Raw genomic sequence first — 20615 nt, forward strand, 5'->3', positions numbered from 1 at the left:
AAACCTGTTCATTCATTTGAGCAGGTTTTTTTTATGAATTATTTTTTCTGCTACTTCTTCAAAGTCCTATTTTTTTTGATTATAAAATCAAAACGAAGTTTAAATAATTTGTAAATTTATAGTTAAAAATTTTGGCTCCGAAATAGAAAATTCTGAAGCATTGCAAATTAAGGTTGGTAGGCAATTTTGGATAACTTTAAAAAATAGTTCTAAATATAGAGAAAGATGATAAAAAAAGTTTGGCTTAATCTAGCCGTTAAAAATATTGAAATCTCAAAAAAATTCTTTTTTGAGATTGGTTTTTCGTTTAATGAGCAGTACGATACGTCGCACTCAACATGTCTGTTAGTCGGAGAAACTAATTTTGTGGTTATGCTTTTTGAAGAAACTCAATTTGCAAGCTGTATTCAAAATAAGGTTACAGATGCTACGGTAAGCTCAGAGATTCTAATTTCTATTGATGCAGAAAGTAAAGAAGAAGTTGATGAATTCGCAAAGAAAGTGGAAGAAGCCGGAGGGACTGTTTTCGCCAAGCCAGCCGAAAACCTAGGTTGGATGTATGGTTGTGGCTTTGCGGATCGAGACGGACATCGCTGGAATATGTTATATATGGATTTTAGTAAAGTACCAAAATAATAGTTTTAAGTTAATCTAAAAAGACACAAAATGACAACATTGGAATTTAAAATCGAGATCAATGCTCCGAAAGAAAAGGTTTGGGACGTTTTATGGAATGAAGAAACATACAAACAATGGGTATCCGTTTTTTGTGAAGGGAGTTATGCGATAAGCGATTGGAAAGAAGGTAGTAAAATTCATTTTTTATCTCCAAATGGGGATGGAATGAATAGCATTATTTACAAGAAAATTGATAAGGAATACATCGCTTTTAAACATTTAGGTGAAATCAAAAATTTTAAGGAAATGCCTGTTGATGATGCGACTCAAGAATGGTCTGGTGCTATGGAAACCTATCGTTTGATAGAAAATAATGGTCTGACTGTTTTAGAAGCTAAAATGGATTCAGTTGAAAAATATGTCGATTATTTCAAAACTACCTTACCAAAAGCGTTAGATTTGGTAAAGAAACTTTCAGAAGTAAAATAATATATTAATCTTAAAATACTATTATGGCGTCAATTAACCCGTATTTAATTTTTAATGGAAATTGCGAAGAAGCATTCCTATTCTATCAATCTGTATTTGGTGGTGAATTCCCTTATCTTGGAAAGTTTAAAGATATGCCGCCGGCAGAAGGGAATCCCGTGCTTTCTGAAGCTGATGGAAATAAAATCATGCATGTTACATTGCCAATAGGTTATGGATCCGTATTAATGGGAAGCGACAGTAATTCAGCAAGTGGGGAAGTTGCTTTTGGACAAAACGTTTCACTTTCAATCAATGCTAAGAGTAAAGAAGAGGCTGATAAATTGTTTAACGGACTTTCGACAGAAGGAACGGTAACGATGCCAATGAATCAAACCTTTTGGGGTGCTTATTTTGGAATGTTTGTAGATAAATTTGGAATCAATTGGATGATGAATTTTGATGAAAACGAAAAATAATTAGCATTAAAAACAAATTCTGGTGTACTCGTGAATTGTGTTTTTCTCATAAATATAAACCTGTTCATTTATTTGAACAGGTTTTTTGTGGGCAATATGGTTATTCTAATCTAGAGTCTTGCTGATAAAGCAAGATCATTAATGAGTACTTTATCCCAGTTTCGGCTCCGGCTCCTTTGGAGAGGGTTGGGATGAGGAATTCAAACTTCCTTTTTCTCTTTGTGAAAAAATACGGGATATTCTTTTTTATAAGCAATAGATTGTCGATTTTTGCGCCTTGTAAATCAATAGTAATAAAAATGGCAATAGAAGATAAAGAGATTATTTTGTTAAAAGTTTCTGGTCAGGATAAACCAGGAGTAACAGCTGGTTTAACATCCATATTAGCGACTTATGATGCCATTATTTTAGATATTGGTCAAGCCGATATCCATGATACGCTCTCTTTGGGTATTTTATTTGAAATACAAGCAGGGTCTAATTCGGCGCCTGTTTTGAAAGATTTATTGTTCAAAGCCTATGAATTGGGGATCAAGGTTAACTTTATTCCAATTTCTATTCCGGATTACGAAATTTGGGTAAAAGCACAACGCAAACAACGCTACATCATCAATGTTTTGGGAGAAACATTAACAGCTGTACAATTGGCGGCTGTGACCAAAATAATGTCAGACCAAAATTTAAATATTGATTCTATTATAAGATTAACCGGAAGAATTTCTGTAGTTGAAAAAGAAGAATATCCTCGTTCTTGTGTACAATTATCTGTAACGGGTAATATTGTTGATAAAACGTCAATGACAGCTAGTTTTATGGAAATTTCCAGAACTCTAGATGTGGATATCTCTTTCCAAGAAGACAATATGTATCGAAGAAACAGACGTTTGGTGTGTTTTGATATGGATTCTACCTTAATTCAAACGGAAGTAATTGATGAATTAGCAGAATTAGCAGGTGTTGGCGAAGAAGTTAGAGCCATTACTGAATCGGCTATGAATGGCGAAATTGATTTTAGTGAAAGTTTTAAACAACGTATGGCTTTGTTAGAAGGCCTAAGTGAAGATGTGCTACAAACAGTTGCTGAAAATTTGCCCATAACAAAAGGAGCGCATCGCTTGATGAAGGCCTTAAAATATTACGGATATAAAACCGCAATTTTATCGGGCGGATTCACCTACTTTGGACATTATTTGCAAAAGGAATTAGGAATTGATTACGTTCATGCCAATGAATTGGAGATTATAGACGGTAAATTGACGGGAAAATATTTGGGTGAAATTGTTGATGGACAAAAGAAAGCCGAATATCTGAAAGCTATTGCGGATAAAGAAGGAATAAATATCAATCAAACCATTGCTGTGGGTGACGGTGCAAATGATTTACCGATGTTGAACCTGGCAGGGTTAGGAATCGCTTTTCATGCCAAACCAACAGTTAAAGAAAATGCAGCTACTTCAATCTCTAGCTTAGGTCTCGACGGTGTTTTATACCTGTTAGGCTACCACGACAGGCATATTGATATGATGGATGAGGATTAGGCTGCAAATGATAATGCTAAAAGAGGCTATCTCAAAAAGTAATTTTTGACAGCCTTTTTTATGCCTTGATGGTAGGTGTTTTTTCAGGTATTTCCAATGTTTTTTTTTCGGGAGATTTACAAATTCCTTTGGCTCCACAACGCATTCTGTGCGGTCCGCAGGAATAAAGAAAAACCAGTGTTATCAAGATGTAGAAGGTATTTTTCATCTTTACTTTTTATACGGTTTGAAACTGCATGCTTTTCAATTGTTCCAAATAATCTCTTTGATTTGATAATCTTGGAATTTTATGTTGTCCGCCCAGTTTGTTTTTTCCCTTTAACCAATCATAAAACAAATTTTTTCGCGCTACATTTATTATTAGCGGATTCAACGTCATGTTATTGTAGCGTTTCGCTTCGTAATCTGAATTTAGTGACTGGATTGATTCATCCAATGCTTTCTGGAATTGAGATACATCAGCTGGATTCTCTTTAAATTCAATCATCCATTCATGGGCGCCTTTTTCTTTGCCTTCCATGAAGATAGGTGCAACCGTGTAATCAACAACTTCCATTTTAGTCATTTTGCACGCTTTGGCGATAGCCTGATCCGTATTTTCGACCATTAACTCTTCGCCAAAAACATTAATGTGATGTTTTGTTCTGCCCGTGACCCTAATTCTATAGGGGTCTAATGAAGTAAAACGAACAGTATCGCCTATCAAATAACGCCACAAACCGGAATTGGTGGTAATGACCACAGCATAATTTTTGAACAATTCCACATCAGCTAAGCGAATCACTTTTTGATCGGATGTCCCAAAAGTATCCATCGGAATAAATTCGTAAAAAATTCCGTAATCCAACATTAATAATAAATCGCTGGAATTATTGAGGTCTTGAATGGCAAAAAATCCTTCGGAGGCATTGTATATTTCGTAATATTTAAACTCTTTTTTAGGTAGTATTTTTTTGTATTGGTCTCGGTACGGTTCAAAATTAACGCCGCCGTGAAAGTAGACTTCCAGGTTAGGCCAAAGTTCAAATAAATTTCCCTTTCCGGTTTCTTCCAGCATTTTATTCATTAAAACTAACATCCAGGAAGGAACTCCGGCAAAACTGGTTACATTTTCGTTTTTTGTTTCGTTGATAATTGCGGCAATTTTGGTTTCCCATTCGCTCATCAGAGAAATCTTGTTGCTTGGCGTACTGCTAAACTCTGCCCAAATGGGCATGTTTTCAATCAATATGGCTGATAAATCCCCAAAAAACGTATTGTTGTCTTCATAGATTTGCGAACTTCCACCAAGACGCAGACTTTTTCCAAGAAACAGTTCTGAATCTTCGTTGTTATTTAAATACAAGCACAACAAATCCTTACTGCCTTTATAATGACAATCTTCCAAGGCTTCATTGCTTACCGGAATAAATTTACTTTTGGCATTGGTTGTTCCGCTTGATTTGGCAAACCATTTTATAGGTGTTTCCCAAAAAACATTTTGTTCTCCTTTGCGGGTTCTTTCAATGAGCGGCTGTAATTCTTCGTAAGTAGAAACTGGAATTCTTTCGGCAAAAGTGGCGTAGGAATGTATCGACGAATATTCATATTTTTTGCCTAAAACCGTATTTTTTGAAGACTGAATTAAATTCATAAGCAATTCTTCCTGAACTTCATTAGGATATTTCAAGAAAAGTTCGATCTGATGGATTCGTTGTTTGAGAACCCAAGAAGCAAATGAATTGATTATGGTTAAAGGCATTTTTAAATTATGAATTATGAATTGTGAGTTATAACTTTACCAAAAATAACAAAATTTGTTTAACTAGTAGCGTTAAACGGGAAACTTTAATCACAATGACTTACGAAGGTGTACTTACAAAAATGCAGACTGAATTTGGAAACCCAATTCAATATTACTTGGTTTTTGAAAATAGTTTTTTGAATGTAAATCAATTACTGAATAAAGAAATCGAAATTAATTTTGGAGGATTCCAATGTTTGAATTGCGGAAAGAAGAAAAAAATATTCCGACAAGGATTTTGTTATGATTGCTTCTATTCCAGCGCGGCTGTTGGTGATTGGATTATGAAACCGGAGTTGAGTACTGCGCATCTTGGAATTCAGGATAGGGATTTGGCGTATGAAGAAAAAGTACAATTGCAACCGCATATTGTGTATCTGGCTTTGTCCAGCGAAGTCAAAGTAGGAGTGACCAGAAAAACGCAAATGCCGACCCGTTGGATTGACCAAGGTGCAAATCAAGCGATTTCGATTGTTGAAGTTCCCAATAGATACTTGGCAGGAATTACCGAAGTTGCCTTGAAGAGTCATTATGCCGATAAAACAAATTGGCGTAAAATGCTGACAAATACTTTTGAACAGGTTGATTTGATTGCCGAAAGATTGAAAGTGGAACATTTAATCCCTACGGAAGTACAAGAATATTTTTATTCGCAGAAGAATGATTTATATGAAATGCACTACCCCGTTTTAGAATATCCAAATAAAGTAAACAGTTTAAGTTTAGATAAAACGCCTCAGTTTCAAGGAAAACTCACAGGCATAAAAGGACAATATCTTATTTTTGAAGGTGGAACAGTTTTCAATATCCGTGGTTCTGAAGGATATGTGGTAACGATTAACGTGTAATAAATTTATAAAAAAAGCAGGAATTTCAAACAATTATTGAAATTCCTGCTTTTTAGAATGATGAAAAACGACTATTTTCAATCAAATTATCTTATTGAACTTTAGGCTCCACTTTAGGCTCTTCCACTTTTTTCTTTTTATTAAACAATCCATTTAGTAACTCTGTAGCCTTAGCTTTTACCTCTTCTTTAGTTGCGGGAGTAGCCGTTTTTGTGGTGTCACTTGGTTTCTTATTTTTATTGATATAATCAGTTAAAGCCGAAGTTCCTTGTTTTACCAATCTGTCTTTTTGTTGGTTCACTAATTGAGTAGTCAATTTAGTCACCGCACTATTAATGTCAGTTGTAATTTTTGGATTGGTAAAATTACCTGCTAATACCGCATTTATTGGGAAACTTTCTAATTTAGCAGCATCGGCCGCTGATAGTTTTGCAATGAGTGCATTGGCTTCTGAGCCAAGATATTTTGCAGGAACATCAAATTTTAGATTATAATTCATGCTTTGATCAAAACCGTGAGTCCCTCCAATAGTCGCTTTAATGTCTTTATACTTGATATTAAATGGCTTTACATTCACTTTTCCATCTTTGAATGTAATCGCTGCTTTCAGATCATTCAAATTAATCTTACTTACATCTATAAATTTCAAATTAGAACCTAATGCTGTCAACAACGTTGAATTGGTTGAATTTACGGTGGTCGAAAGCAGTTGTCCCAATAAATCTCCGGTCAATGTTTTTAAATCAGGCGTCATTTCTTTTGCATCAAGATTTCCATTTAATTTGATGGTCGAATTCAACTTTCCGTTAATAATTCCGGCTATTGGTGCTATTTTTTTTAGCATATTCAATTGGGTGAATGATTGTGCAATATCGACTTGATTTAAATTCAAATCCATGTTAAAGACGGGCGTTTTTCCTTTGGTGGAAACAGCTCCATTCACCGCAATAGTTCCCCCAAAAATAGATGTTTTTACATTTTCTAAAGTAACTTTTTCATTTTTCACAATCAATTTCCCCGAAACATCTTTCAAGGTTAAATTATCATATAGAACTGTAGTCGCTTTTGCAGTAAGCGTACAATTTAAGAAAGCTGGTATTTTCATCGCTTCCGCTTTTTTATCCTGACCCCTCGTGGCACCTTTTGTTTTGTCGGCAGTTGTAATAAAATCACTTACTGCTAATTGCTTTGAATTCATTTTGAAATTTCCTTTCAATTCTTGGTTTCTAAATATAAAACCGTAAAAATTCTCTAAAATTCCCGTGACGCTAATGTCACTTTTACCTGTTGTTGCATTGAATTGTTTCAAATCGACCTGACTTGGATTAAACTGCACTAAGGCATCGCTGATGTTCATTGTTTTTCCGTTTTGATCCACATAATTGAAACCAGACAAACTCATCGTTCCTGCATTGTTAATGTTTTGATATTGACTTTTCTTAATGGATTCCATATCAAATTTAGTAGTCACATCCGCATTTAAAATACCGGATAAAGGTTTGTCTAATTTTACAGGATAGGCTTTAGTAAGGTTAGCCAAGTTGATGGTTCCTTTTAACGAGGCATCGACTATAGGATTTTTCGTGATGTTTCGAATATTTGCTTCGGCATTGAAAACATCCTGATCTATTTTGAAAGAAAGTTTGTCAACGTTGATATACGTATCATTCAGAATACCTGTTTCATTAATAATTTTAGTGTCAATTACGATGTTTTGAACGGATTTCGGTAAATTAGGATACTGAAATGAAGCATTGTTGGAAGCAATTTCAATTTTGAATTTTGGAACGGTGGTGCCTGAATACAATCCTTGTGCATAACCCACAACTGTAAAATCCCCAGTGGTTTTTACATGATTCAAACTTGCCGCATATGCCGCAGGAATAACTCCTAAGAAATTTTTGAAGGAGGAAGTTGGCGTTTTGAGTTTTAAATTATATTCCTGACCAGCTTCGACCATTTGAATAAATCCATCAAATTCTAGTGGCAATTGATTGATTAACGCTTTGTTTTCTTTGAAAGTGTACTGACTTTTGTCTAAATCAATTCCTAAAACGGCATCCAATGTCAAGGAAATATTTTTCATATAATTGACTATGTCCATGTCTAACGAGATTTTTGCCGTAGATTTAGTAACCAAATCTAATTTTTGAGCCGCAAAATTTCCGGTTCCCTCATGGTTCAGACTATCAATTACCATTTTAATTTTTGAACTTTCGTCAAAATATTTAAACTTGAAATTTTCGATTTTATAATTCTGAATATTTAATGACAAAGGATTGCTTTTTCCATCATTTTTGGATTTGTTATCCTTTAAAGCGATATCGTAATTTGCGATTCCGTCTTTATTGAATATGATATTGATTAACCCGTTTTTTGAAGTTATTCCGTCTATGGTTGTCGCTTCGTTTTTGCCTTTAAAAAGTTCTTTGATTGACATTTTTAAATTCAATTCGCCCAATGAAATTAATGTATCTCCTTTAAAAGGAGCTTTGTTTATAATGACTAATTTGTATAATGTTACGTTAGCATTGGGGAAATTTTTGAACAAACTCAAATCCGCATCCGCAAAGGAAATCTTGGCATCTACTTTGTCATTGATAGCTTGGGTAATTTTAACTTTTATTTGGTCTTTAAAAAAATAGGGTACAGCAAACAGCGAAACTGCAAATAGGAGAATTATAATTAAAAGGATTTTTAGAATTTTCTTTATCATGATGTTCTTTCTTTAGATTACAAAGTTTAGCAAAAAAAATCTGCATGACTTCCTACAAAAATAATAGTTTAAGATTTAGAACTTTCTAATATTATCCTAAATAATAGTTTGTTACAAAAAAACAAATCCGTTTAAGCAATTACTTAAACGGATCATTTTTAATTTAATTTGAAAAAAAACTATTGGATGTTGATTTCAAATGGCATCATGGCTTGGACTCCTTTTTGTGTTTGCAATCTTTTTATTTGCTCCATAATTTTATAGTTTTCTTCTCCTATTTCTTCTTTAATAAAGGCTGCTTTAGAGTTAGAAAATGGTAAACTTTCTAAAAGATCATTGAAGTTTTTCTCGTATTCCGGATAGTTTTGTGTACTGTAATTTTTTGTTTTTGATATTCTTGCAGCTTCATGAATTGCATCATCTAAACCTCCAATTTTATCTACAAGTCCATTTTTTATAGCTTCAGAACCAGACCAAACTCTTCCTTGAGCAATAGCATCCACTTGGGCAAATGTCATTTTTCGTCCCTGCGCCACGTGAGTTACAAATGTTTTGTAAATACGTTCGACACCTTCAAGAGTAACGGCTTTGAATTTTTCGTCTAAAGGCAAAAAAGGACTATAATTTGCGGCGTTTTCATGGGTTTTTACTTGTTCTGTATTGATTCCTATTTTTGTAGCCAACTGAGTGAAATTTGGTAATATTCCAAAAACGCCAATTGAACCGGTAATAGTGTTGTTTTCTGCAAAAATAGTATTGGCATTACAGGCAATATAATAGCCTCCTGAAGCTGCATAATTCCCCATGGAAACAACTACAGGCTTAACTTTCTTAGTCAGTTCAATTTCTCGCCAGATCAAATCAGAAGTCAAAGCGCTTCCTCCTGGGCTGTTGATTCTAAGTACAATTGCTTTAACGTCTTTGTTTTTTCGTGCCTCTTGTAACGAACGACGCATGGAACCTTCACCGATTGTATTTACATCACCTTCACCGCTCATGATTTCGCCTTGGGCGTAAATAATTGCAATTTGATCCTTTACATCGCTCATTTTTGAAGTTGTGGCTACATTTTTGGCATAATCCAAAATAGTAACTTTGTTATAATCTTCTTCTTTGTCTACTTTCAAAATGTTTTTAATGGCGTTGTGATAGACATCTTCGTAAGCAATAACATCTACTAATTTCGCTGCTTTTGCCATTTGAGGCGTTCTCGCTAAAAGCCCGTTTGCAATTTCATTTAATTTGGCCACCGATATATTTCTGCTTTTGGAAATATCAGTTACGATTGAAGTCCAAACGGAGTTTAATAAGGCAGTAACTTGTTCCCTGTTGGCATCACTCATTTTATTTTCAAGGAAAGGTTCTACGGCACTTTTGTATTTACCATGGCGTATCACTTCCATTTTTAAACCTGATTTTTCTTGTAAATCTTTAAAAAACATAAGTTCAGCAGAAAGACCTTTGAAATCCATATCACCTACAGGATTCAAATAAACGCTATTGGCAACAGAGTTTAAATAGTACTCTTTTTGAGAATAAGAATTGGCATAAGCCATTATAAATTTCCCGGATTTTTTAAAATCTTCCAGTGCGTCTCTCAAGGCCTTGCTTTGGGCCATGCCTAAAGAAGAATTGTTATTTAAAATTGATATCCCTTTGATGTCGTCATCAGTTTTTGCTTCCTCAACAGCATTTACAATATCCGTCAAACCTACTTTTTTGTTTTCTGAAAAAATAGTCATCCATGGATCTTTATATTTTCCTGCATAATCATTTTTTATGTCTTCTAAATTCAGTTCGATCACAGAATTGCTTTTGACTTTAACGCCCTCAGATTCTCCTCCAAAAATGGCTCCAATAAGCAGTATCCCGAAAAAGAACAGCATGCAAAAAACAAAAATACCTATGACGGTAGCCAGTACATTTCCTAAAAATTTCATATTTATATTTTTTTAATAAGTCTCAAAAGAGGTCAATTTGTTACAGCTTTGGGTCCGGAAATTCTAAAATTAGTTATCAACACTCTCTGCAAAGATACTTCTATTCTAAAATTCTTTTACTTAATTTGCGCTTAATATGAAATCACAACATCAAGTCGTTTTATCTCTAGGAAGTAATCAAGGAAATCGATTGGAAAATATCGAGAATTGTTTGCAATTTATACATCAGGAAGTGGGAACAGTAATAAAAGTTTCCAGATTATATGAGTCTCCGGCATGGGGTTTTGAGAGTGATGCTTTTTATAATTGTGTTGCAGTTATTCATACGACGAACTCTGCGCAGAAAGTTTTAAATCAAGTTCTAAAAATTGAAAAAAAATTAGGCCGGGTTCGAAGTAACAAACTAGGATATCAATCTCGAAGCATTGATGTAGATTTAATCTCTTTTGATGAGGAGATTATTGATTCTGATAAACTCCAGATTCCACATCCGTTAATGCAAAACAGGAAATTTGTTTTGTTGCCTATCCAAGATCTAAATTTGGATTGGAAACATCCTGTTCTCAAAAAAACAATTTCGGAGCTATTAGAATCCTCGCCAGATCAAAGTGTTTGCAAAATAATCCAGGATTTAAAAAGCCCTTTGCAAAGTATTTCGTTGGAACAATTTAATTATGTGGCTTTTGAAGGGAATATTGGAGCAGGAAAGACAACATTGGCTATGAAAATTGCCGAGGATTTTAATGCAAAAACAGTATTAGAACGTTTTGCTGATAATCCATTTTTACCCAAATTTTACAAAGATCAAAATCGATACGCTTTTCCGCTTGAAATGTCATTTCTCGCCGACAGGTACCAGCAATTATCAGATGATTTAGCGCAATTTGATCTATTTAAAGATTTCATAGTAGCCGATTATCATATTTTTAAATCGTTGATTTTTGCCAAAATAACACTGGCTGAAGATGAATACCGTTTGTATCGGAACCTTTTTGATATCATTTACAGAGAAATGCCAAAACCAGATTTGTATATTTATTTGTATCAAAATTCAGAGCGCCTTTTACAAAATATTAAAAAGAGAGGCAGAAGCTACGAACAGAAAATTCCAGCAGAATATTTGGATAAAATTAATAACGGATATCTGGATTATATTAAATCACAAACGGAACTAAATGTTTTGATTATTGATGTGTCTAATCGGGACTTTGTAAAAAACCAAGAAGATTATCTTTATATTTTAGATCAAATTCAGCAGAAAATCAGTTAAGAGAAATTAGAAATAGTTACCTTTTTAACGAAAAATGACCTTTCGCTTCTCTTCCATCTTCTAATTTTAAGGTAAACCAATAATCATCTGCGGGTAAAGGATTACCATTAAAAGTACCATCCCAACCTTCGTTTAAATTGGGAACCCATTGTTTGACGAGTTTTCCGTAACGGTCAAAAATGTAGATTATTGATTTGGTGTTGAAAGTTTCATTCACTCCTTTTACACTCCAATAATCATTATAACCGTCATTGTTTGGCGTAAAGAATTTGGGTGCGCCTATAACGGCAATAGTTTTGCTAATTACGCCGCAGCCATTTTTGTCATTGATAAAAATTTCGTGAATTCCTGGGGGTACTTTATCAAAAAAATTAGAGTCTTGCCAAAATCCACTAGGTTCGTCTAAACTATATTCATATATTCCTTTTCCTGTTACTTCTACGGTTACTGTATTTATATCGGTCAAATCTACAATATCAATACTTTTGATATGTGCCAAATCAGAAGCGGTAACTTTTATGGCTCGAATTCTACTGCAACCTGAACTATTTGTTACTTCGACAGCATAATTTCCTTCGGCGTTTACTGAAAGAATTGGAGCTATTTCGCCAATCAAGATAGTTTCGTCTTTTGACCAAATGTAGGTGTAATTACTTGTGGGAGACCCGTCCTGGATTCCAGCATCAAGTGTTACAAAAAAACTGGGAAGATTAGAACAAACCAATTCATTTTCACTACCATTGGCATTCAAGTTAATTTTCGGTATTGGATTAACAACAAAATTTAAAGTTGTGGTGGTAGTACAAGAAGTGTTTAGTGGATTTATTACTGTTGCTGTAATATTTTGAGTCCCTGTTATAAAAGTGGGTGAAAAATTTGAAAGTACAGTTCCGTTTTGTAAAGAATAAGTCACCGTCATTCCGGTTTGTCGGCCTAGAATAATGGCTTCGAATGTTGAAGTGTCGAATGCAAATTTTCCGTCTTGATTCAAAGGATCTGCTTCATCATCGCAAACTGTAGTTAAGACGGGGGAGACTGCAAATGCCTTAGGTAAAATATCTACAATAAAAGGAATGCTTGTTTCATCATAACATTTTAAAGATGTTTTATTAGTTAAAACGGCTTTTATGGTTTGAGAAGCGGTAATGAAAGTATTCGGAAACGGACTTGGTAACGGTTTATTGTTTTGGTCAAAATATGTAACAGTAACATTGGCAAGTAGTTGTCCATTCAATAATTTCGATTCAAGGGTACTAGTGTCAAAAATGAATATTCCATCTTGATTGTCATCACATTGTCTTGGAATTATAACTGAAGTAGCAATAGGTAAAGCCTCGACTTTTAGAGTAATATAAGGCCCTAAACCAACGCAAGCGTTATCTAGACTACTTTCAACCCGGACCCAAATATCTTGAGAATCGCGATAACCAATATTCCTGTAATTTGAAATATCCGCAATCACATTGAGTTCGGCTAAGGCATCAGCTTGGTTTCTGAAATAGTTTATAGTATAAGCTTGGTTTGTTGGTAATTGAGTTTGTATAGTGGCTTTTGTCCAAGAGAAATCAAAAGTTGCGATTCCGTCTCTATTATTGTTAATAGCGTCTAAAAAATCATCGCAAACAGGAGGAACTTTGATTTTATAAGTTGAAAGAAGATTGGTAGCAGGAACTTTTAATGTTAATTTGGCAATACTATAACAACCGCTAATTTTATTGGCAACTCTCACCCAAACATTCATTGTCGATGCTGTTGTGTTTTCGAATGCCAAATCATTTGAAATTAAATCGGTTGTAAGACCATTATTAGCTCCTGATTGTGAAGTATAATAGGTAAAGTTTTCATTGGTATAATTTGCGGAAATTAGATTGTTATTTACTGTCAAATTAAAAAGAGTTTTCCCGTCTGAAATCAAATCAGTATCGCATTGAACAATTGTTACATCGTAGACAATTGGCAAAGGATTTACAACAAAATTCAAAGTTGTAGTTGCAGTGCAGTTTGTGTTTGCTGTATTTGTTACTGTTACTAAAACATTTTGAGTTGCAGTTACAAATGGATTTGGGAGTGGACTTGATAATGGATATCCATTTTTATCAAAATATTTAACTATCATTCCGGTTTGTCCTTTTAGAATGAAAGCTTCGAATGTAGCCGTGTCAAAAGCAAATTTACCATCTTGATTTAATGGATTTGGTTCGTCATCACAAGTTGTGGTTAAGTATGCAGGAACGGCAAAAGCTTCGGGTAAATCGTCTGCGATAAATTTAATAGTTGTTTCGTTAGAACAGTGTAAAGAATAATTGTTTGTCAAAACAGCTTTTATGGTTTGTGATGTTGTTGTGAAACTAGCGGGAAAGGGACTAGTTACCAAATTTCCGTTTGAATCTTTTAGCGGATTATTATTTTGGTCAAAATAAGTGACGGTTATGTTTGTTTGATTTTCTAATAAAGTTGTCTCAAGAACAGCAGTATTAAAAGTGAATATTCCATCTTGATTGTCATCACATTGTCTAGGAATTATTACCGGATTTGCAACCGGCAATGGATTTACAGTTACTATAAGTGGAGTTCTCAGAGTACAGCCGTTATCAATATAATAGGTTGTGGTGGTATAAAGGGGAGGAGTCGTAAAACTATTGCTAGTACCAAGAGAAACTCCATTTGTTGCAGCATCATACCAGTTTATAGTTCCAGTTGTAGAACTTGCTTGAAGTGTACATGTCGCTGAAGCACAAATAGGGCTTGGTGTTGTCGTTGTAATTTTTGCGATTGTAATTGTAGTACTTGTTGCTATTTGTAGCGTTGGATCGCCCGGCATTCCGCCATATTCTACTACATAACCTTTTGGTTGATAAGATCCGCTGATAGCACCCGTATCAGATAGATCATTCCAGGAGCCTTTGATTCCGACACCTGGTTCTGTAATATGAGCATAATCTTCATCACCAGTTTGATTGGGTTCATTTGTGTTCCAAAAGGCAAAATTTGGAGATGATCCATTAGCAAGGCCATTCCAAAATATTGTGCCGTTTTCAGGACCGGTTACCCATTTCCAAACCCCTTCAGTTGCAGCGTCGCTGCCTCCAATCCATCCTGTGCCTGAAGCTTGTTCCCCAATAAGTAGCGCTTCATCTAAAGCGCCTACTGTTGCTAAATAGCCTTGAATTCCATAATATGTGCTCGTTTCTGCTGCCGTTTTTGCTGCTGTCCAAGTAATTCCTAGATTAGGTATAAATTGATAATAATGTTGTGTAGAGGAAAGATAATTGGCTTGACCTATGGTAATGGAAAAATTTCGAATTCCTGAAGGTGAAGACGATGAATTGTAAAATTCTACATCTTTAATTGCTGATATAAAGTCCGTATAAGATATTGGTATTCCATTAGGACTGTATAATTTTAATTTTCCGGCAGTAATATCCCAACTTGTGATAATTGTAGGATGTGAACCACTAAGTGTTAATTGGTCTTGTCCGTTTATATAACCTGATGAAATTTGAATATAAATGGCATCCGTACTGGTGTCATCAGGATCAGTTATTGTAACATCAGTTACAATTTTTATATTGGTTTGAGGGCAATAGATTTGATTGCCTGTGGCTTTAATTATAGGAGCAATATTTGCTACTAAATTTATTTTAGAATTATTAATAGCAGGGTTGATGTTTTGTCTTAGAGTGGTGACGTTTCTTTTTTTTAAAGGATAAACAACTTTAGTAGCGTAGGTTATATTATTGATTAAAAAAAATATTGCCAAAATTACTTTAAAAAAAAAATTATTTTTCATTTTATAAAAATATAAATTTTATCAATATATCGGTGTTTGGCTATAAATTTTAACTAAAAAGAAACTAGTTAAGAAGTTAATAAAACAAAATAGATGCTAATTGTTAAATTGCTTGAAAAGTTCCCAAACTACAATTCCTGCACTTACTGAAATGTTCAAAGAATGTTTGGTTCCTAATTGCGGAATCTCAATTGAACCATCACATAAAGCGACTGCTTCTTGTGAAACGCCATAGACCTCATTCCCAAAAACTAATGCATATTTTTTGTCTTTTTCAATTTTGAAATCCTGAAGAAAAACAGCACTTTCCACTTGTTCGATTGCCAGAGTGGTTATGTTGTCTTTTTTTAAATTTTTAAGTACTGTCAGGACATCGTTATTGTGTTCCCAAGTTACCGTTTCTGTTGCTCCAAGCGCAGTTTTATGAATTTCCTTATTTGGAGGAGTTGCCGTAATACCACACAAGTATATTTTTTCAATCAAAAAGGCGTCAGCAGTCCGGAACACAGAACCAATATTATGTAAACTTCGAATATCATCTAAAACTAAGATAATGGGTGTCTTTTTAGATTCTTTAAAAGCTTCGATTGATTTCCTTTCCAATTCGCTGTTTTCAAGCTTTCTCATATTTTTCAGGGTTTGTCTTCATGAAAAAAGCTTCCGAAATTAGGGAAGCTTTTTAATGTAAATTGTATTAGAAATTAGCTTTTTGGTGCATCGTCGGCTAAAACTATTCCTTTTATTGTCAGCGTTTTTGTTGCTTGTCCAGCTGCATTTGAGGTTACGGTCACTGTTTTCGTGAAAGGACCTACTCTGTCAGTTGCATATTTTACACCAATAATACCTTTTGCACCAGGAGCAATTGGTTCTTTTGGAGTTGTAGGCACTGTACATCCACATGAACCTTGAGTATTAGTTATAATTAGTGGTTTGTTTCCATTATTAGTAAAAACGAATTCACGTTTTCCGTCTGCATTATGGGCAACAGTACCATAATCGATAGTCTCAGTTACAAAAACCATTCCTGCACCGTCAACTTTTGGAGTTGAAATTTTAGCAGTTGAAGCCTTTATTTTTTTAGTAACTTTTGATGTTTCTTGGGCATTAGAAGCAGTAACTCCTAATACTAATAATAACGCTAGTGTAACTATTTTTTTCATTGTCTTGTTTTTTTTAATTAATTAAACAAATTTAGAGAAAAAATCATGCCAATGGTTTAATTTTTTCTTAAAAATATTAATTTTTTTGTAGTCCACTATATTTCGTTTTAAAATATATAAATTCGCTGATCATTTTTTTTCATTTTTTTAAATATAAAATAACTTGGCATCTAAAGATAAAACGGTTAAGGAAACGCCATTAATGAAACAGTATAACGAGATCAAAAGGAAATATCCTGATGCGTGTTTATTGTTTCGAGTAGGAGATTTTTATGAAACTTTTGGTGAAGATGCGGTTCGTGCATCTAAGATTCTTGGTATAACCTTGACAAAACGTGGTGCAGGTTCTGAAACAGAAACGGCCTTAGCGGGATTTCCGCACCATTCTATCAATACATATTTACCAAAATTAGTAAAAGCCGGTCTTAGAGTGGCTATTTGTGATCAACTTGAAGATCCAAAAATGACTAAAACCATTGTAAAACGGGGAGTTACTGAATTGGTGACACCAGGTGTTTCCATGAATGATGAGGTTTTACAGTCTAAAACCAATAATTTTTTAGCATCCATATATTTTGCAAATAAATCAATTGGAATTTCATTTTTAGACGTTTCGACAGGGGAGTTTCTTACGGCGCAAGGAAATGCAGAATATATTGATAAGTTATTGCAGAATTTCAATCCAAGCGAAGTACTGATTCCTAAAAACAATAAAAATCATTTTAGGGAGATTTTTGGGGATGATTATCACAGTTTTTATCTTGAAGATTGGATTTACAAAGAAGATTACGCTTTTGAAGTCCTTACCAAACATTTTCAAACAGTATCGCTGAAAGGTTTTGGAATCGAAGAATTAAAAGAGGGAATTATTGCTTCGGGTGCAATTTTATATTATCTGTCCGAAACACAACACAACAAAGTGCAGCATATCACTGCCATTCAACGTATTGCCGAAGATGCTTACGTTTGGATGGACCGGTTTACGATACGCAATCTTGAGTTATATCATAGTTATAATCCAAATGCCGTTACGCTTCTTGATGTTATTGATAAAACGCTTTCGCCAATGGGTGGTCGTTTATTAAAACGATGGCTGGCCCTGCCGTTGAAAGACAGTAATAAAATACGAAGTCGTCATGAAGTGGTTTCTTATTTAAAAGAAAATCAGGACGTTTTGAAAAACATTCAACATCAAATCAAGCAGATTTCAGATTTGGAGCGTTTGATTTCCAAAATTGCTACTGGGAAAGTGTCACCTCGCGAAGTAGTTTATTTGAAAGAATCCTTGGATGCTATTATTCCAATAAAGACTTTGGCGTTGCAAAGTCCGCAAGAAGCAGTAAAAGTGATTGGAGATAGTTTGCACAGCTGTGATTTACTTCGAGAAAAAATAAAAAATACTTTAAATCAAGATGCACCTGTCGCTGTTTCTAAAGGGAATGCTATCGCAAAAGGGATCAGTGCCGAGTTAGATGATTTGAGAGCGATTTCAACTTCCGGAAAAGAATTTTTAGAAGGAATTGAAAAGCGAGAATCACAATCAACGGGAATTTCTTCTTTGAAGATTTCCTTTAACAATGTTTTTGGATATTATATTGAAGTCAGAAATTTACATAAAGACAAAGTTCCGTCTGAATGGATTCGTAAACAAACGTTGGTTAATGCAGAACGTTACATTACCGAAGAATTAAAAGAATACGAAACCAAGATTCTTGGTGCCGAAGAGAAAATTTACAAAATTGAAGTGGAATTGTTCGAGCAATTAGTAAGTTGGATTGCAACTTACATAAAACCGGTTCAAATGAATGCTAATTTGGTCGCGCAACTGGATTGTTTGTGTTCTTTTACGCAATTAGCGATTGAAAATAAATATGTTTGTCCGGATTTAGACGAAACATTCGAACTCGAAATTAAAAACGGAAGACATCCTGTTATCGAGAAACAATTGCCAGTTGGGATGCCTTATATTGCCAATGATGTTTTCTTAGACAGAGAGACGCAACAATTGATTATGATTACGGGACCGAATATGTCTGGTAAGTCGGCTATTTTGCGTCAAACAGCTCTGATTGTCTTACTAGCTCAAATGGGAAGTTTTGTTCCTGCTGATAGCGTAAGAATGGGGATTATCGACAAAATATTCACCAGAGTAGGAGCAAGTGACAATATTTCAATGGGAGAATCTACTTTTATGGTTGAAATGAACGAAACGGCTTCCATCTTGAATAATATTTCCGATAGAAGTTTGGTATTATTAGACGAAATTGGGAGAGGAACGAGCACGTACGATGGGATTTCTATCGCTTGGGCGATTGCGGAGTTTTTGCACGAACATCCGTCAAAGCCTAAGACCTTGTTCGCGACCCATTACCATGAGCTGAATGAAATGAGTGAGTCATTACCTAGGATCCAGAATTATAATGTTTCGGTGAAAGAATTAAAAGATACTGTGCTTTTTATTCGAAAGTTGGTAAAGGGAGGTAGCGCACATAGTTTTGGAATACATGTGGCAAAAATGGCAGGAATGCCACAGATAGTGATTTTGAAGGCTCAAAAGTTATTAAAAAAACTGGAGAAGAACCATTCAAGCGATGCTCTAAACGGAATTAAAGAGGCGAAAGATGAAATGCAAATGAGTTTCTTTAATCTTGATGACCCTTTATTAGAAGAAATCAAAGAAGAGATCTTAAATTTGGATATAAATACCATAACTCCAATGGAAGCTTTGATGAAACTCAATGAAATAAAAAGAATGTTAACCAGAAAATAATTTATTGGGTTTTAAAGTTTACGTTATCAGAATGTTAACTTTAATCTATAAATTTTTTATAAAAAAGGCTTGTGTAATTCAATAAATGTCCTAAATTTGCATCCGCAATACAGAACAAGTATTGTAGTTCTTTTTAAGAATTGAAAATGCGAAAATAGCTCAGTTGGTAGAGCGCGACCTTGCCAAGGTCGAGGTCGCGGGTTCGAGCCCCGTTTTTCGCTCCACACCACATAATGCTCGGATGGTGAAATTGGTAGACACGCTGGACTTAAAATCCAGTGAACAGCAATGTTCGTGCGGGTTCAAGTCCCGCTCTGAGTACTAAAAAAGCTTCAAACTATGTTTGGAGCTTTTTTTATTTTATAATAAATCCATTTAGATTTTACAATTTTAATTGCAAGTGCTTGAAAGTATAGTTCTTTTAGTATCTGCATCAATTTTAATTTATTCAAGATAAACTAAACTATGGGGGCTTTTGTAATTAGTAAAAGATTTAATGAGGAGTATAAATTTGTTTTTACTTCCAGAAAAGGAAAAATTATTTTTACTAGTTTGAGCTATGAACTGAAGTTTGAGTGTGAGGAAGATATTGAAAAATTAAAAGAGAATAGCGAATCAGTGGATTTTTTAAAGTTTAAGTCTTCAAATGGCAAGTATTACTTTAAATTGATGCTAAATGGTGGGTATCTTGCTACCAGTAGGAAATACACGACTTCTTTGAGACTTCAAAAAGGAATAGATGAAATTGTTAAATATGGATCCGTAGCCGAAATTTTAGATTTTTCCGCAAATGATTTTATTTTTGAAGATTAAGGTTTATTACGAAGCAGTACGTTAATAAAAAAGAGAGCAATGGGTAACTAACCATTGCTCTCTTTTTTATATCCATATATGTGCCCTAAAAGCGTCAGTACAAATAATTAAAAAAGCCATCTCGCTTACGCGGATGGCTTTAAAATTTTTAGAATTGAATTCTAATTATTTTTTTGCAGCTTCAGTTGCAGTTGCAGCAGCTTTAGTAGCAGTTGCAGCAGCGTCAGTAGCAGTTGCAGCAGCAGAGTCAACAACAACAGCAGCAGAATCAACTACAGCAGCAGCGTCTTCAGCAGGAGCGTCAGCTTTTTTACATGATACAACAGTCAAAACAGCAACAACAGCTAAACTTAAAAATACTTTTTTCATCTTACTTTATTATAAAAGGTTAATTATTAATTCGTGGCAAAGATATAAATTTT

General features: G+C 34.4%; 16 protein-coding genes and 2 tRNA genes. 10 read left to right on the forward strand and 8 right to left on the reverse strand.

The features are described from left to right. Positions 1–225: 225 nt before the first annotated feature. From ACFX5D_RS00875 to serB, 4 genes are all read left to right on the forward strand, one after another. On the forward strand, positions 226–636 hold the full coding sequence (locus ACFX5D_RS00875; RefSeq protein ID WP_379856395.1) for a VOC family protein: 411 nt from the start codon (positions 226–228) through the stop codon (positions 634–636). Positions 637–666: 30 nt separating this feature from the next. Further along, the gene (locus tag ACFX5D_RS00880; RefSeq protein ID WP_379856396.1) at positions 667–1107 is read left to right on the forward strand and encodes an SRPBCC family protein; all 441 of its coding nucleotides are present in this window, start codon (positions 667–669) and stop codon (positions 1105–1107) included. Positions 1108–1130: 23 nt separating this feature from the next. Continuing rightward, positions 1131–1565: a VOC family protein gene (locus ACFX5D_RS00885; RefSeq protein ID WP_379856397.1), complete on the forward strand. Its 435-nt coding sequence runs from the start codon at positions 1131–1133 to the stop codon at positions 1563–1565. Positions 1566–1864: 299 nt separating this feature from the next. Continuing rightward, entirely contained in the window at positions 1865–3103 is a 1239-nt protein-coding gene (gene serB / locus ACFX5D_RS00890) for a phosphoserine phosphatase SerB (RefSeq protein ID WP_379856398.1), read from the forward strand. 58 nt (positions 3104–3161) lie between these two features. On the opposite strand, the gene ACFX5D_RS00895 is transcribed toward serB, so the two are convergent. After that, entirely contained in the window at positions 3162–3311 is a 150-nt protein-coding gene (locus ACFX5D_RS00895; protein WP_379856399.1) for a hypothetical protein, read from the reverse strand. A gap of 9 nt (positions 3312–3320) precedes the next feature. Beyond that, complete coding sequence (locus tag ACFX5D_RS00900) at positions 3321–4844, reverse strand: GH3 auxin-responsive promoter family protein (RefSeq protein ID WP_379856400.1); 1524 nt, start codon at positions 4842–4844, stop codon at positions 3321–3323. Between the two features lie 95 nt (positions 4845–4939). On the opposite strand from ACFX5D_RS00900, the gene ACFX5D_RS00905 reads away from it, so the two are divergent. Then, positions 4940–5734 (forward strand): DUF2797 domain-containing protein, encoded by a 795-nt coding sequence (locus tag ACFX5D_RS00905; protein WP_379856401.1) that lies wholly within the window; start codon positions 4940–4942, stop codon positions 5732–5734. 91 nt (positions 5735–5825) lie between these two features. On the opposite strand, the gene ACFX5D_RS00910 is transcribed toward ACFX5D_RS00905, so the two are convergent. Together ACFX5D_RS00910 and sppA are read right to left on the reverse strand one after the other, a co-directional pair. Beyond that, positions 5826–8450, reverse strand: coding sequence for an AsmA-like C-terminal region-containing protein (locus ACFX5D_RS00910; protein ID WP_379856402.1), 2625 nt, complete (start codon positions 8448–8450; stop codon positions 5826–5828). 179 nt (positions 8451–8629) lie between these two features. Next, positions 8630–10390, reverse strand: coding sequence for a signal peptide peptidase SppA (gene sppA, locus ACFX5D_RS00915; RefSeq protein WP_379856403.1), 1761 nt, complete (start codon positions 10388–10390; stop codon positions 8630–8632). A 136-nt stretch (positions 10391–10526) separates the two neighbouring features. On the opposite strand from sppA, the gene folK reads away from it, so the two are divergent. Then, positions 10527–11660 (forward strand): 2-amino-4-hydroxy-6-hydroxymethyldihydropteridine diphosphokinase, encoded by a 1134-nt coding sequence (gene folK / locus ACFX5D_RS00920; protein WP_379856404.1) that lies wholly within the window; start codon positions 10527–10529, stop codon positions 11658–11660. Positions 11661–11676: 16 nt separating this feature from the next. On the opposite strand, the gene ACFX5D_RS00925 is transcribed toward folK, so the two are convergent. The 3 genes from ACFX5D_RS00925 to ACFX5D_RS00935 form a co-directional block, all read right to left on the reverse strand. After that, positions 11677–15450, reverse strand: a complete 3774-nt coding sequence (locus ACFX5D_RS00925) for a T9SS type B sorting domain-containing protein (protein ID WP_379856405.1) — start codon at positions 15448–15450, stop codon at positions 11677–11679. A gap of 96 nt (positions 15451–15546) precedes the next feature. Next, positions 15547–16077 (reverse strand): RNA methyltransferase, encoded by a 531-nt coding sequence (locus ACFX5D_RS00930; protein ID WP_379856406.1) that lies wholly within the window; start codon positions 16075–16077, stop codon positions 15547–15549. Between the two features lie 74 nt (positions 16078–16151). Beyond that, positions 16152–16610, reverse strand: a complete 459-nt coding sequence (locus ACFX5D_RS00935) for a DUF1573 domain-containing protein (RefSeq protein ID WP_379856407.1) — start codon at positions 16608–16610, stop codon at positions 16152–16154. Between the two features lie 163 nt (positions 16611–16773). Here ACFX5D_RS00935 and mutS point away from each other — a divergent pair, with 163 nt between their 5' ends. From mutS to ACFX5D_RS00955, 4 genes are all read left to right on the forward strand, one after another. Continuing rightward, the gene (gene mutS / locus ACFX5D_RS00940; protein ID WP_379856408.1) at positions 16774–19380 is read left to right on the forward strand and encodes a DNA mismatch repair protein MutS; all 2607 of its coding nucleotides are present in this window, start codon (positions 16774–16776) and stop codon (positions 19378–19380) included. 148 nt (positions 19381–19528) lie between these two features. After that, positions 19529–19604 (forward strand) — tRNA-Gly (locus ACFX5D_RS00945). 11 nt (positions 19605–19615) lie between these two features. Further along, positions 19616–19701, forward strand: a tRNA-Leu gene (locus ACFX5D_RS00950). Between the two features lie 144 nt (positions 19702–19845). After that, positions 19846–20193, forward strand: a complete 348-nt coding sequence (locus ACFX5D_RS00955) for a DUF1508 domain-containing protein (protein ID WP_379856409.1) — start codon at positions 19846–19848, stop codon at positions 20191–20193. Between the two features lie 165 nt (positions 20194–20358). Here the strand turns inward: ACFX5D_RS00955 and ACFX5D_RS00960 are convergent, their stop codons facing one another. Further along, positions 20359–20562, reverse strand: a complete 204-nt coding sequence (locus ACFX5D_RS00960) for a hypothetical protein (RefSeq protein WP_379856410.1) — start codon at positions 20560–20562, stop codon at positions 20359–20361. Between the last annotated feature and the right edge of the window lie 53 nt (positions 20563–20615).

Origin of the sequence: Flavobacterium fructosi, assembly GCF_042787335.1 — a bacterium.
GTDB lineage: Bacteria > Bacteroidota > Bacteroidia > Flavobacteriales > Flavobacteriaceae > Flavobacterium > Flavobacterium fructosi.

Coding starts and splice junctions, on each gene's coding strand:
- serB (WP_379856398.1), top strand. CDS start 1,865: ATGGCAATAGAAGATAAAGAGATTATTTTGTTAAAAGTTTCTGGTCAG.
- folK (WP_379856404.1), top strand. CDS start 10,527: ATGAAATCACAACATCAAGTCGTTTTATCTCTAGGAAGTAATCAAGGA.
- ACFX5D_RS00955 (WP_379856409.1), top strand. CDS start 19,846: ATGGGGGCTTTTGTAATTAGTAAAAGATTTAATGAGGAGTATAAATTT.
- sppA (WP_379856403.1), bottom strand. CDS start 10,390: ATGAAATTTTTAGGAAATGTACTGGCTACCGTCATAGGTATTTTTGTT.
- ACFX5D_RS00925 (WP_379856405.1), bottom strand. CDS start 15,450: ATGAAAAATAATTTTTTTTTTAAAGTAATTTTGGCAATATTTTTTTTA.
- ACFX5D_RS00880 (WP_379856396.1), top strand. CDS start 667: ATGACAACATTGGAATTTAAAATCGAGATCAATGCTCCGAAAGAAAAG.
- ACFX5D_RS00935 (WP_379856407.1), bottom strand. CDS start 16,610: ATGAAAAAAATAGTTACACTAGCGTTATTATTAGTATTAGGAGTTACT.
- ACFX5D_RS00930 (WP_379856406.1), bottom strand. CDS start 16,077: ATGAGAAAGCTTGAAAACAGCGAATTGGAAAGGAAATCAATCGAAGCT.
- ACFX5D_RS00885 (WP_379856397.1), top strand. CDS start 1,131: ATGGCGTCAATTAACCCGTATTTAATTTTTAATGGAAATTGCGAAGAA.
- ACFX5D_RS00895 (WP_379856399.1), bottom strand. CDS start 3,311: ATGAAAAATACCTTCTACATCTTGATAACACTGGTTTTTCTTTATTCC.
- ACFX5D_RS00900 (WP_379856400.1), bottom strand. CDS start 4,844: ATGCCTTTAACCATAATCAATTCATTTGCTTCTTGGGTTCTCAAACAA.
- ACFX5D_RS00875 (WP_379856395.1), top strand. CDS start 226: ATGATAAAAAAAGTTTGGCTTAATCTAGCCGTTAAAAATATTGAAATC.
- ACFX5D_RS00960 (WP_379856410.1), bottom strand. CDS start 20,562: ATGAAAAAAGTATTTTTAAGTTTAGCTGTTGTTGCTGTTTTGACTGTT.
- ACFX5D_RS00910 (WP_379856402.1), bottom strand. CDS start 8,450: ATGATAAAGAAAATTCTAAAAATCCTTTTAATTATAATTCTCCTATTT.
- ACFX5D_RS00905 (WP_379856401.1), top strand. CDS start 4,940: ATGACTTACGAAGGTGTACTTACAAAAATGCAGACTGAATTTGGAAAC.